The sequence below is a fragment of the Natrinema soli genome (assembly GCF_028618695.1).
In genome coordinates, this window is the sequence record NZ_JAQIVI010000453.1 from 1 (window position 1) to 11,785 (window position 11,785).

General features: G+C 64.6%; 17 protein-coding genes. 12 read left to right on the forward strand and 5 right to left on the reverse strand.

The window, feature by feature from the left end; genetic code table 11:
• From PGX04_RS23690 to PGX04_RS23700, 3 genes are all read left to right on the forward strand, one after another.
• Positions 1-597, forward strand: a 597-nt coding sequence (locus tag PGX04_RS23690) for a sodium:solute symporter family transporter (protein WP_417584058.1), incomplete at its 5' end; no start/stop codon positions are given.
• 2 nt (positions 598-599) lie between these two features.
• The gene (locus PGX04_RS23695; protein WP_273740756.1) at positions 600-1,061 is read left to right on the forward strand and encodes a universal stress protein; all 462 of its coding nucleotides are present in this window, start codon (positions 600-602) and stop codon (positions 1,059-1,061) included.
• A gap of 169 nt (positions 1,062-1,230) precedes the next feature.
• The gene (locus PGX04_RS23700) at positions 1,231-1,449 is read left to right on the forward strand and encodes a DUF8119 family protein (RefSeq protein ID WP_273740757.1); all 219 of its coding nucleotides are present in this window, start codon (positions 1,231-1,233) and stop codon (positions 1,447-1,449) included.
• 130 nt (positions 1,450-1,579) lie between these two features.
• Here the strand turns inward: PGX04_RS23700 and PGX04_RS23705 are convergent, their stop codons facing one another.
• Complete coding sequence (locus PGX04_RS23705) at positions 1,580-1,807, reverse strand: hypothetical protein (RefSeq protein WP_273740758.1); 228 nt, start codon at positions 1,805-1,807, stop codon at positions 1,580-1,582.
• Between the two features lie 62 nt (positions 1,808-1,869).
• Positions 1,870-2,346, reverse strand: coding sequence for a cupin domain-containing protein (locus tag PGX04_RS23710; RefSeq protein ID WP_273740759.1), 477 nt, complete (start codon positions 2,344-2,346; stop codon positions 1,870-1,872).
• Positions 2,347-2,611: 265 nt separating this feature from the next.
• Between PGX04_RS23710 and PGX04_RS23715 the strand changes: the two genes are divergently transcribed.
• Positions 2,612-2,770: a hypothetical protein gene (locus PGX04_RS23715; protein ID WP_273740760.1), complete on the forward strand. Its 159-nt coding sequence runs from the start codon at positions 2,612-2,614 to the stop codon at positions 2,768-2,770.
• 82 nt (positions 2,771-2,852) lie between these two features.
• Positions 2,853-3,437, forward strand: coding sequence for a tRNA (cytidine(56)-2'-O)-methyltransferase (locus PGX04_RS23720; protein WP_273740761.1), 585 nt, complete (start codon positions 2,853-2,855; stop codon positions 3,435-3,437).
• A 23-nt stretch (positions 3,438-3,460) separates the two neighbouring features.
• On the opposite strand, the gene PGX04_RS23725 is transcribed toward PGX04_RS23720, so the two are convergent.
• Positions 3,461-4,114: a hypothetical protein gene (locus PGX04_RS23725; protein ID WP_273740762.1), complete on the reverse strand. Its 654-nt coding sequence runs from the start codon at positions 4,112-4,114 to the stop codon at positions 3,461-3,463.
• Between the two features lie 174 nt (positions 4,115-4,288).
• On the opposite strand from PGX04_RS23725, the gene PGX04_RS23730 reads away from it, so the two are divergent.
• Complete coding sequence (locus PGX04_RS23730; protein ID WP_273740763.1) at positions 4,289-5,866, forward strand: class I adenylate-forming enzyme family protein; 1,578 nt, start codon at positions 4,289-4,291, stop codon at positions 5,864-5,866.
• 31 nt (positions 5,867-5,897) lie between these two features.
• Here PGX04_RS23730 and PGX04_RS23735 read toward each other — a convergent pair whose 3' ends face one another.
• On the reverse strand, positions 5,898-6,893 hold the full coding sequence (locus tag PGX04_RS23735; RefSeq protein WP_273740764.1) for an MBL fold metallo-hydrolase: 996 nt from the start codon (positions 6,891-6,893) through the stop codon (positions 5,898-5,900).
• Positions 6,894-7,355: 462 nt separating this feature from the next.
• Here PGX04_RS23735 and PGX04_RS23740 point away from each other — a divergent pair, with 462 nt between their 5' ends.
• From PGX04_RS23740 to PGX04_RS23750, 3 genes are read left to right on the forward strand one after another with little or no spacing between them, the layout of a single operon-like run.
• Positions 7,356-7,874 (forward strand): transcription factor, encoded by a 519-nt coding sequence (locus PGX04_RS23740; RefSeq protein WP_098723932.1) that lies wholly within the window; start codon positions 7,356-7,358, stop codon positions 7,872-7,874.
• Positions 7,874-8,578: a DUF2110 family protein gene (locus PGX04_RS23745; protein WP_273740765.1), complete on the forward strand. Its 705-nt coding sequence runs from the start codon at positions 7,874-7,876 to the stop codon at positions 8,576-8,578. The genes PGX04_RS23740 and PGX04_RS23745 overlap by 1 nt, the downstream gene beginning before the upstream one ends.
• Position 8,579: 1 nt before the next feature.
• On the forward strand, positions 8,580-9,350 hold the full coding sequence (locus PGX04_RS23750) for a DUF5803 family protein (protein ID WP_273740766.1): 771 nt from the start codon (positions 8,580-8,582) through the stop codon (positions 9,348-9,350).
• Between the two features lie 56 nt (positions 9,351-9,406).
• Here PGX04_RS23750 and PGX04_RS23755 read toward each other — a convergent pair whose 3' ends face one another.
• Positions 9,407-9,865 (reverse strand): chemotaxis protein CheW, encoded by a 459-nt coding sequence (locus PGX04_RS23755; RefSeq protein WP_273740767.1) that lies wholly within the window; start codon positions 9,863-9,865, stop codon positions 9,407-9,409.
• Positions 9,866-10,006: 141 nt separating this feature from the next.
• Between PGX04_RS23755 and PGX04_RS23760 the strand changes: the two genes are divergently transcribed.
• The 3 genes from PGX04_RS23760 to PGX04_RS23770 form a co-directional block, all read left to right on the forward strand.
• Positions 10,007-10,789, forward strand: coding sequence for a chemotaxis protein CheW (locus tag PGX04_RS23760; protein ID WP_273740768.1), 783 nt, complete (start codon positions 10,007-10,009; stop codon positions 10,787-10,789).
• Between the two features lie 138 nt (positions 10,790-10,927).
• Complete coding sequence (gene cheY, locus PGX04_RS23765; RefSeq protein WP_006181855.1) at positions 10,928-11,290, forward strand: chemotaxis protein CheY; 363 nt, start codon at positions 10,928-10,930, stop codon at positions 11,288-11,290.
• Positions 11,287-11,785, forward strand: a 499-nt coding sequence (locus PGX04_RS23770) for a response regulator (protein WP_273740769.1), incomplete at its 3' end; no start/stop codon positions are given. The genes cheY and PGX04_RS23770, both read left to right, overlap by 4 nt.

Genomic DNA, 11,785 nt, shown 5'->3' on the forward strand with positions numbered 1-11,785 from the left:
GCGGCGGTCGCGACGACCGCCGGCCTGTTCATCGCCGCCTCGTCGGCGATCTCCCACGACATCTACGCGAACATCATCAACGAAGACGCGACCCAGCGCCAGCAGGTGCTCGTCGGTCGCCTGAGCATCATCCTGATCGGTGTGCTCACGATCGTCTTCGCGCTGAACCCTCAGCAGCCGATCGCGGCGCTCGTCGGGTTCGCGTTCTCGCTCGCAGCAATCGTGCTGTTCCCGATGTTCTTCCTCGGTCTCTGGTGGGAGAACACGAACCGGCCAGGTGCGCTCAGCGGTATGACGACCGGCATCATCGTCTGGTTCATTCCCATGTTGAACGAAGGGAACTTCGGCCTCATCGACGGCGGGCTCGGCATCGACGTCCTCGCGACGTGGATGCCCGCCATCGGCTCGGCGCTCGTCGGCACGCCCATCGTGTTCGCGGTCACAATCGTCGTCTCGCTCGTGACCAGTGAACCGCCCCTCGAGACCAAACAGATGGTCCGGCAGTGTCACAGTCCGGATCCGATGCCCAGGGACAAGACCGCAGCGGACATCGTCGCCGAGAAGAACCGAGACGGAAACGCACCCGCGGACGACTGACCATGTACGAACGAATACTCGTTCCCACCGACGGGAGCAAGGTCGCTGAGGCAGCGGTCGACCAGGCGATCGATATCGCCACGCAATACGACGCGGAGGTCCACTCGCTGTTCGTCGCCGACACGGACGCGATCGCGTACGGGTTAGGGACCGAACAGGTCGACCGGATCCGGCAGGGTCAGTTCGAAGGTATGACGGAGTTGCGCGAGGATGCCGAGGCGGCGACCGGCTACGTCACGGACGCGGCCGAGGCCGCCGGCCTGACCGCATACGAGCGACACGCCGGCGGGCAACCCCACCAGATGATCGCCGACTACGCCGAGGAGAACGATATCGATCTCATCGTGATCGGCAGTCACGGTCGGTCGGGCGTCCGCCGGGCGCTGCTCGGGAGCGTCACCGAGCGCGTGCTCCGCTCGACGACCGTCCCCGTGCTGGTCGTCGACTACGACGGCGATGACTGAGACGGTCTGCTGTACCGAGTTCCCGGCGCACCCGCAGGACGGTTTGCGGGCGCACCGGAACTGACTGACAGCAGTCCGTCTGACTCGGACGCACAAGACTGACGGACGACCGACTCCATTCTTTCGACATGACACGACACCAAACCCCACGGACAGGAGGACCGCCGCGATGAGCGTCGTCGATCGCCTGCGAGAACACGTCGAGGACAACGGGACCGGCATGATCTACGATCTGCTGTTCGCCGTCGTCTGGGTCGCGATGGTGAGCTTCCTCTTCGATTTCGTCTTCGTCGATGCGCCCAGATGGGTGTTCTACATGTTCATGCTCGCCGGCATCGTCGCCTACTTCGGCTTCTTCTTCTCGCTCGAGCAGGCGAAACAGCAGTAAGGACGGGCGGTGGTCCCATTCGGCGCGGACTCACCGTTCGATCGCGTCTCATACGGACTGCTGTCAGTCGGTTCCGACGCATCCGCGCACCCGCCGTGCGGGGGCGCGGGACACAGGACAGCGGACCGTCTCAGTCGTCCTCTCGAGCCGCAACCGCTCGCTGGCGGAGGCGGAAACACAGGACGCTCGCGCCGGCGAAGATGATCGGTGTCAACAGGTCCGACGCCGATCCCGACAGGGCGGGTTGGACGGTCATTCCGGCGATGACGGCGAACAGCAGCGACAACAGTCCGGCGATCGGAACGATGAACCCCTCCGTGAACGTCGACCACCGCTCGTCGCTCGGCTCGTTGCTCATACCGGCCGTAGGTCGCGTGCTAACTAATACCCATGCATTCCGAACTCCCCGTCCTTGAGCGCTCACCGCTCCCAGTACTCCGTCTCGTCGTCGATGCGGTAGTAGCCCTCGAGCGACCGGTCGTCGCGGCCGCCCGGCGGCGAGCCGACGAAGACGCCGAACTTGTTCATCTCCGGGTAGACCGTGATATCCGGCTCGTTCATTGTCGACATCGCCAGATACCGGAGCGTGCCCTCGCCGTCGTTGACGACCCGATGGCCGCCCGACTCGTCGGCGGGAAATGTGGCGTAGTCGCCGGCCGTCAGGGGCTTGAGGCCGTCCTCCGTCTTCAGTTGTCCCTCGCCCGCCAGCACGTAGATCGCCTCCTCGTTGGCCGTGTGGTAGTGGTAGGGCCACGACTGCATCCCGGGCGGGAGTTCGTAAAGGCTACAGCCGAGGTCCGAGGCACCGACGGCGTTGGAGAGTTCCTTCCGGCGGAATGCCGTTTGCTCTCGATCGTACTCTTTCCAGTCGACGGTCGACTCGTTGATCTTGTCCATACCATCTGTTACTCACGTCAATTACGTATAATCTCGTGTCATCCTCGATCGGTTTGGTCTGGTTCACTATTCAGTACACGTATGAAGGGAACAGTGAGTTCTGCTAGTGACTGAGTGAGATGAAGCGATCTGCGATCGTGGCAACAGGGAATCGCCACGCCCTCCCCAGCCGATTGCTACTCACGGGCCGAAGGCCCGTTCGTATGGTTCGCGGGACCGGAGGTCCCGCCCTAACGTTCGCGCCGCGCGGCGCTCACTCATCCACATGAAGACGCTTTGCGTCTTCCAAGCCTTCGCTCACTCCGTTCACGAAGACCTCGCACAGCGTCGGGTCGCGGCTCACCACTCGGTTCGCCGCGACACAGCGCGCGCCACTGCACGCCGGAGGGTCGGTCTGGAGTACTACGTGGCTCCCCTCTACTGAATGGCACCGTACCACTGAACACCATCGGAATCAGTATACCGAAAACGAAACCCCCTAACCGCCGCCGAGAGTGGATAGCGGTATGCACGACGATAGCGAGGTCGCCGTCCTTCGCCTCGGCCACCGCCCCGGTCGGGACGAGCGGATGACGACCCACGTCGGCCTGACCGCGCGGGCGCTGGGGGCCGACCGCGTCATCTTTCCCGACAACGCCGGCCAGTCGCTCGAGACCGTGGCGGACATCACCGACCGGTTCGGGGGACCCTTCGGAGCCGAACTCACCGACCGTCCACAGGGCATCATCCGCGAGTGGGAGGGGCGGGTCGTCCATCTCACCATGTACGGCGAGCGCGTTCAGGACGTCGAAGACGAGATCCGGACGGCCCACGACGACGCGGGCGACCCCCTCCTGGTCGTCGTCGGCTCCGAGAAGGTCCCCTTCGACGTCTACGAGGAAGCCGACTGGAACGTCGGCGTCACCAACCAGCCCCACTCCGAAGTGGCCGGGCTGGCGGTCTTTCTCGACCGGCTCTTCGAGGGCCGGGAACTCGAGCAGGACTGGCAAAACGCCGACCGCCGCGTGATCCCGATGGAGACGGGCAAGCGCGTCGAATCAGCGGATTCGGAGCCCGATTCCGACCGGGAACGCCAGTCGAACGGCGAGTAGTCGAATACTTTCGAGGATCGTTCTCAGCGGTAGCCGGCCGGTCTGAAGAGCCGAAGCGGGCGGAAGAGTCGGCTCCTGACCGTTCCCGCGAGGTTCCGGACGGCTGCGGTGGCTCCCATCTCGTCCTCGTCGATCGCGTAGCCGTTGCCGGTCCGTTCGATCGATCCCGATTCGCCGTGGATCTCGAGGAGGCGTTCGAAGTCCTCCTCCATGAGGCCGGTTCGGTCACAGATCTCCGTCTTCGTGAGGGGGCGGTCGGCCTCGCGGAGGTCCTCGAGGAGCCAGCGGCTGTGGAGGGTGGCGAGGTGGAACTCGTCGTCCGTTACGTCCTCGCTGCCGCTCGAGCCGTCGGTCCGCCGCGCGTACAGGCCGTCGAGACAGATCCAGCAGCCGATAGCGAGCAGCGACCCGCCGAACCAGTAGCCGCCTTCCCGTAGTTGGATGCCGCCGGCAGCGACGGCGAACAGCCCGAAACCGAGCCAGGCGAGCGCCGAATCGGCGTCGTCTCTGTCGAGCGCGCCCTCGAGAAGGGGCGCGCCGATTCCGACTCCGAGGAGCACCCCGATGACGTTCAGATCGACCCCGAGAAACGAGAGAACGGCGGCGAGACCGACGGCAGAGACGATATCGGAGAGCCCGATTTGGTCGCGGATCCAGGTGGCGAATTCGAGGGGCATTTATTGGGGATAAAACAGGACCGGTACTACGTGTATCGCTCGATCGAAGGGGCCGTGCGCGTGGTCGGTCGGCTCGCGAATCCGGACGTGTGTCCGGGACGTGTGGCCGATTCGTTCCGCAGTCGTGCTGTGAGATGGATACGATTTTAAGCGGGGCCTGCGGTACCACAATACATGGATTTGGAAGCGGTCGATCAGTCCAAGCGGGAGGGGAACGTCGCGAAGCTGTTCGATCAGACCGCCGCACAGCACGGGGATGCACAGGCGATGGAACACCACGGTCGCCGCTGGACCCACGAGGAGGTCCGCGACTGGACCGCCGAACTCGCCGGCGGACTCCACGATCTCGGTCTCGAGCCCGGCGACCGACTGCTGCTCTTCCTGCCGAACTGTCCGCAGTACCTCGTCGCCTCGCTCGGCGCGTTCAAGGCCGGCGTCGAAATCTCGCCGGTCAACCCGCAGTACAAGCGCCGCGAAGTGGCCTACCAGATGGAGGACACGAACGCGAGCGCGATCGTTACCCATCCGGCGCTACGGGAGGTCGTCGATCAAGCGATCGAGGACGCCGGGATGGATCCCGAAATCATCACCATCCAGAGCGAGGACTGGCCGCGGGACGACGCGGACCACGCCTTCGAGGAACTGCGCGGCGAGCCGACGCTGGTCGATCGCGCGGACGACGACGTCGCCCTGTTACCCTACACCTCCGGGACGACGGGCGATCCGAAGGGCGTCCAGCTCACCCACGAGAACACCCGGGCCCAGCTCATGTGGCCCCTGACCGCCTCGAACGTCGACGTCGAGCCCGAGGACATCCGCAGCCTCACGTGGCTCCCCCTCTACCACATCACCGGCTTCACCCACACGGCCCTCCAGCCACTGGTCGGCGGCGGCCGGCTCTACTTCCGCAGCGCCCTCGAGTGGGACGCCCAGGAGTGCATGCAGCTCATCGAGGAAGAGGGGATCACCCACTTCGTCGGCGTGACGACGATGTACGCGGACATGGTCGAGTCCGAGGAGTTCGGCGAGTACGATCTCAGCAGTCTCGAGTCGGCCTCCGAGGGGGGCGCGAAGCTCTCGACCGCGGTCCAAGAGCGGTTCGAGGAGACCGCGGGCGTCGACATCTCGGAGGGGTACGGCCTCACCGAGACCCACGGCGCGACCCACACCCAGAGCGGCTCGACGTTCGGCCTGAAACACGGCACGATCGGCCAGCCCCTGCGGATGACCGACTGCAAGATCGTCGACGAGGCCGGCGACGAGGTCGCGCCCGGCGAGGAAGGCGAACTCGTCGTTCGCGGCCCGCAGGTGATGACGGGGTATCTCAACTTGCCCGAGGCGACCGAACAGGCCTTCACCGAGAACGGTTACTTCCGGACCGGCGACATCGCCCGCCGCGACGGGAACAACTACTACGAGATCGTCGACCGGAAGAAGCACATGATCAACACCGCCGGCTACAACGTCTACCCCAGCGAACTCGAGAACCTCCTCCTCGAGCACGAGGCCGTCGCGGACGCCGCCGTCGTGGGGATCCCGGACGAACGACGCAACGAGGTGCCGAAGGCGTTCGTCGTCCCCGCCTCCGGCGTCGAGTCCGGCAGCGACGTGACCGCCGAGGAGCTCACGGAGTTCTGTCTCGAGAAAGTGGCCAGCTACAAACACCCTCGCGAGATCGAGTTCATCGACGAACTCCCGCGGACGACGAGCGGGAAGATTCAGAAGTTCAAGCTCGAAGACGACGTGAACTGATCGGCTCACGGGAGCCCCTCTCGTCCGTGGCCTACGTCGTCTCGTAGTATCGAACGCCGTCGTCGGTTGTATACGTAACCTCGTCTCGGTTCTCGAGCGTGCCGAGCGCCCCGAGCGTGTCGAGTACCGGAGCCATATGCCGAACGTCGCCGACGCGCTGTTCGGCGATCTCGAGCGCCGTGGCGGGTTCGATCGCCGCGGTCGCCGCTCGCGTCTTCTCGAGCAGTTCGTCGAGTCGGTTGCGCGTCGCGCCGACGGTCCGCTGGGGGTCCTCGAATGTCGGGCCGTGGCCGGGGAAGACGTGAGTGGCGGTCGTCTCGGTCAGCCGATCCATCGCCTCGTAGTAGGCGTCGACGGCCTCGTCGGCACCCCGATCAAGCCCGACCTGAAAGGCCCCGGCGCGGAACGGCTCGATCAGCGCGTCGCCCGAAAAGAGGATCGTCGTCCCCGCGACCGTCGTCTCGAAACACAGGTGATCGACCGCGTGGCCCGGCGTTTCGAACGATTCGAACGTCCGATCACCGACGGTGAACGTCGCATCGGATTCGATGGCGCGGGCGGTTTCAGGGTCGACCAGCCGTCTATCACGACGGAGCGACTTCACTTCCTCGTCGACGATCTCCGCGAGATCGTCACCGCGATAGCCCGCCGCGGTCGACGCGTCCCGGAATTCGGCGCGGGTCGCCTCGAGATCGCGATCGAGTCTGGAAAGTCCGGTCTGGGGGACGTGAACCGTTGCGCCGGCCGCTCTGAGGACCGGTAGCTGCCCGATGTGGTCGCTGTGAACGTGGGTTACGAGTACGTGATCGATATCGGACGGCTCGAAGTCGACGGCCTCGAGTCCCTCGCGCAGTTCCGACTCGCCTGCGTCGTCCGGCGCACCCGCGTCGATCAGAATCGGTTCCGGCCCCTCGAGGAGGTAGCCGGCGACGTGTTTCGGCGGCCAGGGAACGTCGAACTCGAGGCGATGGATCCGCGAGAGAGCGTCGTCAGTTCGAACGGGGCTGCAAGAAGCGTCGGTAGTCATTATTCCGAGAAGTGCCAGCCAGCCACATAAACGTCGCGCCCGAACGCGCAGCCGGCGGTCGGATTCATCGCGTTCGTGGCGGAATTTGCCTCGATCTGCTCGGCGGGCGTTTCATCGAGCTTTCATCGAACGATCTCTCCGAGAGAGAAGAGAAATGGAGCGTCCTGCTATCGTGGCAACACGGAATCGCCACGCCCTCCCCAGCCGATTCGCTCGGTCACTGGCTCACGGCCTTCGGCCGTTCGCCTTTCCGCGGCGCTTTGCGCCGCGCTTCCGTTCTCTCGCTCATCCCTCGCACGGAGTCGAGCAGACGGTTCGACGACGGCGAACCGTCGCACAGCGCGCGCCACCGCCCGACGGTTTCTCGGCTCGGCCCAGTGCGATACCGCCCCTCCGTATCTCGACTCGGTGGGGCCGGGCACTTGACAAGCTTTAATGGCTCCATGCCGTTACAGGAAGGTAATGGCTTTTGAGGACCTGCTCGAGGATCCGGTAATCCAGAAATATTTGCACGAGCTGGTCGGTCCCAAGGGGATGCCCGTCGCTGCGGCACCGCCGGACGGCGAAGTGACCGACGAGGAGCTCGCCGAGGAACTCGACCTCGAGTTGAACGACGTGCGGCGCGCGCTGTTCATTCTGTACGAGAACGATCTCGCCACGTATCGGCGACTGCGCGACGAGGACTCGGGGTGGCTGACCTACCTCTGGACCTTCGAGTACGACAACATTCCGGAGAACCTCGAGGAGGAGATGTACCGGCTCCACGAGGCGCTCGACGACCGCCGAGAGTACGAGCGCAACCACGAGTTCTACCTCTGCGAGATCTGTTCCATTCGGTTCGAGTTCGGCGAAGCGATGGACTTCGGCTTCGAGTGTCCGGAGTGTGGCTCGCCGCTGGAATCGATGGATAACGATCGCCTGGTCAACGCGATGGACGACCGCCTCGCGTCGCTCGAGGACGAACTCAACCTGGACGCCTAATGGTCGTACTCGCAACTAAACTGTACGTCGAAGGAGACGCCCGCGAGCGCTCGCTGGATTCGCTGCGGTCGCTGGTCACCAACGAAATCGGCGAACTCGACGTCGAATTCGAGATCGGGATCCGTCACGACGACTTCCCGTCGGTGACGATCGAGGGCGACGACGCCACCGTCGCGCGAAACGTCCTCCGCGAGGAGTTCGGCGAGATCGTCCCCGACCTTGAGGCCGGCGAAACGTACGTCGGCACGCTCGAGTCCTGGGACGACGACGGGTTCGTCCTCGACGCGGGACAGGGCGACGGCGTCCGGATCACGACCGACGAACTCGGGCTCGGCCCGGGGTCGGCGACGCAGATCCGCGAGCGGTACGGGCTCGTTCAGCATCTGCCGTTGCAGTTCGTGTACGGCGGCGATGCGGATAGCGACGATGATGCCGACGCCACTCCGTCCCGGCTCGCCGACGCCGAGCAGGATCGGCTCTACGGGTGGACCCGCGGCGACGGGCGGCTCAACGTCAACAGCGCGACGCGAGCCGAGGTTCGGGCCACGCTCAACCGCGCCGGCCACGCGCAGGACTACGTCACCGTCGAACGACTCGGGCTGCTCGAGCAGAGCGTCATCTGTACCGAAAACACCGACCCGCCGGGTCTCCTCGCGAGCGTCGGCGAGTACCTCCCGGCCGAGCTCCGCTGTGTCGTTCCCTAGCATGAACCGACGGCTCGTTTTCGCGACGATCGCGGTCGTGTTGCTGACGACGGGAGCCGGCTGCTCGGCGTTCTTCGGCGGACTCTCGGACGAGGAGCTCGACCGCGAGCAGGAGTACGGCGACCTGCGTGAGACCGAGACTGACGCCGACGTCACCATCGCGCTCGAGGACGGAAACCTGCTCGGCGGCGGCGAGTTCCGGGCCGTCTACGACCTCAGCGGGACCGACGAACTGGAGTTGCACCAGTCGACCCTCTTTAGCGACGAACCGCTGAACATCCACAGCGTTCGCTACTGGTATCCCAACGGCACCGAACTCACGGGCTCGGAGCTCGAGATCGAACAGGGAGGATCGGCGACCACCGTCCAGGTTCCCGACGGGGACGGCACGCTCGCGTTCTCCGGCGAGGCCGGGCGCAAGACGTTCCAGCAGCCGGCCTACGTCGCGGGCTCCTACGAGGTGCTGGTCCCCGAGGGTCATCGGACGTCGAATTTCCTGTTCGGCGACGTGTCGCCTAACGGGTACGAGCGCACGGTTGCCGACGATCAGGAGCGACTCTACTGGGAGGAAATCGACGAGGACAGCACGGTCTCGCTTCGATACTATCTCGCGCGTGACATCCCGCTGTTCCTCGGTCTCATCGGGGCGGTCGTCCTCATCGGCGGCATCGGGATCGGCTACTACTACCGACAGGCCAAGCGACTCCGGGAGCAACGAGAGGAGTTCGGCGTCGACGACGATTCCGACGACGGGCCGCCGGGGCTCCTGTAGTCAGGTCGACATCGATTTTCCGGCTGATTCAGCGTTTATCCGATCGGGACGGCCGCTCAGCCGTGTATCGTTCGTTCGTCGAGCCAGACGACGTCCGAGCCGTCGATCTCGAGTCGGCCTTTGACGTGGGTCGTGTTCGTGCGTGGCGGCTCGAGCGCGGCCGTTCGGACGGTTCTGGTCGCCTCGACGTGGTCGACGAGCCAGCTGTAATAGCGGTCCGTCTCGTCGGTAACGGCGAAAACGAGGAGTTTCGGCTCGTCGACCCGGGTCGCCGTTCGAAACGTCGAACCGAACACCCGGGGGAGGTCGACCACTCTGACTCGTTCACCGGCGACGGTGATCGTCCCCGCGTTCCACGGATCGGCGGTGTCGGCGAGGGAAGCGTCGTCAGCGACGCCCAGCATGGAGGCCACGGACTCGGCCCTGACGCAGTATCGCCGCTCCTCGAGGTCGAACGTGAGGACGGTCACGCGTTCGTCGTCGGTGCTGGGTTCGTCGTTCGAAGCCGATGCCATTTCGTCTGAAGACTTCCCGTTCGGAAAATAAGCCTTCCGGTGCGCAACGTGGGGTGGATGCGTCCGGACACATATCAACGTAGTGAACATACGTGACGGAGTCAACGTTTTAGTGATGGCCGCTGATACACGAACGAGACCATGGCCCCGGACCTCTCCGAGAAGCTCCTCGGAATCGATATCGACGACGCCGATCGCACCCGCGATTCGGACGGCGGGGACGACGAGCAGGAAGAACTCCGTCAGTTCGTCTTCGCCGGCGTCGGTGAACACCGACTCGCACTGCCGGTGGACGCGGTCAGAACGATCACCGAACCACCGACGGAGCTGACCCGCGTCCCACGCGCGCCGCCCGCGATCGAGGGACTAATGGATCTCAGGGGCGAGATCACGGCCGTCCTCGATCCGCGGGTTCACTTCCCGGTCTCCGAATCCCGCTCGGGCCGCGAGCGACTGCTCGTGCTCGATCGCTCGAGCGACCGACAGTCGGCAGCGATCCGCGTCGACGAGGTGATCGGCGTCGAGACCGTCCCCGAAAGCGACGTGATCGACGCGGACACCGTCGGTGCCAGTGAGCTGTCGGGCGACGCCCTCGATCATCCCCTGGTCCTCGCACTCGTTACGCAAGAACGGAAACCGGAGCCGCGCGTCGGACGCGCGACCACGGACGGATCGGCCGACGACGGTGTCGAGACACCCGGGGCCGGAGCGACAGTCGGTGGCGGCGGTTCCGCGGCGCTGTCGTCGGCTCGTCGCACGAGCGGCGGCGAGCCGATCGGGGAGACGTTCGAGATCGAATCGGACGAGGACACCGCCGACGATATCGATGCGAGCGAGACGGACGATTCGACGCAGGAGATCATCGTCGAAGCGACCGCGCTCGTCGATATCGACCGACTGCTGTTGGCGTCGGAAAACCGGTAAGACTGCTGCGAACCGGCGGTTTTCGATCCTCTGCTCTGAGTGGGGTCTCCGGGGCAGATTCGACATTTATCATGACTGATAATCGAGAGACAGCATTTATGGTAGTTGTATCTCTACGGACGTTTGGTGTACTACTGAATGTCGACAGGGGTGCTCATCGTGGACGACTCTCATTTTATGCGGAACCTATTGCGGCAGATCTTGGAACAAGATTACCGCATTCTCGGGGAGGCGTCCAACGGAGCAGAAGCCGTCAAACTGTACAAAGAACACGACCCCGACATCGTCATGATGGATATCGTGATGCCGAAATGCAACGGCATCAAGGCGACCGCGGCGATCAAGAAAATCGATCCGGACGCCCGCGTCATCATGTGTACGAGCGTTGGACAGCGTGAGAAAATGAAACTCGCCGTGAAAGCTGGTGCGGACGGCTACGTGACGAAACCGTTCGAGGAGCCCAGCGTTAGAAAGGCCCTCTCAGACGTTGTCGCGGCATGACGCGAGCACTCGTTGTCGACGACTCGAGGTTCATGCGGACAGTCATCGGCAACGCGCTCGGCAAGGCCGGCTACGAGGTCGAAACGGCGGCGAACGGCGCGGACGGTGTGGTACTCGCCTCGACCTTCGACCCGGACGTCGTCACGATGGATGTCGAAATGCCCGAGATGGGCGGCATCGATGCCGTCGAGCGGATCATGGCGACGAATCCGACTATGATCCTCATGCTCAGCGTTCACACTGAACGCGGTACTGAGGCCACGCTCGACGCCCTCGAGCGCGGTGCCGTCGATTTCCTTCACAAGCCCGACGGCTCCGACTCGCGCAACATCGCCCACCTCACGGACGAGGTCGTCGCGAAAGTCGACGACTTGGCCGAGGCGAACGTCTCGTCGGTCGCACTCGCTCGCGCCACGGCGGCGGCTCACTCGACCCGATCGGGACGGGCCGGCGGCCCGGGATACAATACCGCGACCGGAAACGCCGTCGCGGGCG

Coding starts and splice junctions, on each gene's coding strand:
- PGX04_RS23695 (WP_273740756.1), top strand. CDS start 600: ATGTACGAACGAATACTCGTTCCCACCGACGGGAGCAAGGTCGCTGAG.
- PGX04_RS23700 (WP_273740757.1), top strand. CDS start 1,231: ATGAGCGTCGTCGATCGCCTGCGAGAACACGTCGAGGACAACGGGACC.
- PGX04_RS23705 (WP_273740758.1), bottom strand. CDS start 1,807: ATGAGCAACGAGCCGAGCGACGAGCGGTGGTCGACGTTCACGGAGGGG.
- PGX04_RS23710 (WP_273740759.1), bottom strand. CDS start 2,346: ATGGACAAGATCAACGAGTCGACCGTCGACTGGAAAGAGTACGATCGA.
- PGX04_RS23715 (WP_273740760.1), top strand. CDS start 2,612: ATGAAGACGCTTTGCGTCTTCCAAGCCTTCGCTCACTCCGTTCACGAA.
- PGX04_RS23720 (WP_273740761.1), top strand. CDS start 2,853: ATGCACGACGATAGCGAGGTCGCCGTCCTTCGCCTCGGCCACCGCCCC.
- PGX04_RS23725 (WP_273740762.1), bottom strand. CDS start 4,114: ATGCCCCTCGAATTCGCCACCTGGATCCGCGACCAAATCGGGCTCTCC.
- PGX04_RS23730 (WP_273740763.1), top strand. CDS start 4,289: ATGGATTTGGAAGCGGTCGATCAGTCCAAGCGGGAGGGGAACGTCGCG.
- PGX04_RS23735 (WP_273740764.1), bottom strand. CDS start 6,893: ATGACTACCGACGCTTCTTGCAGCCCCGTTCGAACTGACGACGCTCTC.
- PGX04_RS23740 (WP_098723932.1), top strand. CDS start 7,356: ATGGCTTTTGAGGACCTGCTCGAGGATCCGGTAATCCAGAAATATTTG.
- PGX04_RS23745 (WP_273740765.1), top strand. CDS start 7,874: ATGGTCGTACTCGCAACTAAACTGTACGTCGAAGGAGACGCCCGCGAG.
- PGX04_RS23750 (WP_273740766.1), top strand. CDS start 8,580: ATGAACCGACGGCTCGTTTTCGCGACGATCGCGGTCGTGTTGCTGACG.
- PGX04_RS23755 (WP_273740767.1), bottom strand. CDS start 9,865: ATGGCATCGGCTTCGAACGACGAACCCAGCACCGACGACGAACGCGTG.
- PGX04_RS23760 (WP_273740768.1), top strand. CDS start 10,007: ATGGCCCCGGACCTCTCCGAGAAGCTCCTCGGAATCGATATCGACGAC.
- cheY (WP_006181855.1), top strand. CDS start 10,928: ATGTCGACAGGGGTGCTCATCGTGGACGACTCTCATTTTATGCGGAAC.